This is a genomic window from Enterococcus sp. NBRC 3427 (genome assembly GCF_007996925.1).
In the GTDB taxonomy this organism is placed as follows: Bacteria; Bacillota; Bacilli; order Lactobacillales; family Enterococcaceae; genus Enterococcus_B; species Enterococcus_B lactis.
Map to the genome: position 1 here is coordinate 1 of NZ_BJLL01000127.1, position 686 is coordinate 686.

2 protein-coding genes are annotated in these 686 nt (G+C 31.0%); both read right to left on the reverse strand.

All coding sequences use genetic code 11. From position 1 onward, the window contains the following. Positions 1-195 (reverse strand): DUF302 domain-containing protein (locus tag ESP02_RS13555; RefSeq protein ID WP_307725759.1); only part of this gene is annotated, 195 nt, incomplete at its 3' end. Next, entirely contained in the window at positions 177-314 is a 138-nt protein-coding gene (locus ESP02_RS13560; protein WP_002316088.1) for a hypothetical protein, read from the reverse strand. The genes ESP02_RS13560 and ESP02_RS13555, both read right to left, overlap by 19 nt. Between the last annotated feature and the right edge of the window lie 372 nt (positions 315-686).

Below are 686 nucleotides of genomic sequence, written 5' to 3' on the forward strand. Positions count from 1 at the left end.
AACTAGCACCACGGGTAATACTGTTTGTTTTAGTAGTCCAATATACACATCGGCTTCTTTTTCATAAACAACTACCTTACACGGTAAAAAGTAGCCAACTTCAATACGTTTTTCCAATACTTCTTTTGCTTGTTTTGGATTACATATTTCTAATACCTCAAAATTTGTAGGGAAATCTAACCCTTTAGATTTAATTTTTCTTTAAAATTAACTTGATACAATACACCAAATTCTCTTTCTTTGAGTTTCTCAATGAGTGCTTCTGTTGCCGCTTGGAATGATTTAGTTGTTTTAACTTCATACATAAAGTTCACTTATATTCCTCCATTTTTCATTTCATGTATATTTTGTGGAATCGACTTTTTTAGAATCTGCTTTGAATATTTTATCTATTAAAGCTTCTTTGATAATAGTGTCCATGATTTGGAATTCTTATTGGATAGAAATTTCTTTCTAGAACATGATTTCGTCGAAAGTTCTCATTGGTTGAGGATAGGCATGTTCAAAACAATCAGTCCGATATCCTTTTAATCCAGTTGCTGCACTATATAAAAAATTTCATCATAGTTTCGCCCTAGTCGTTCCAAAGATTCGATGACAAAAATATCCTTCTTCCTTAAAAAATGAAGTTCTTTTTGCAATTATTCTCGTGAGGTCTTCTTTTAACTACATAAAATTGTAACCAC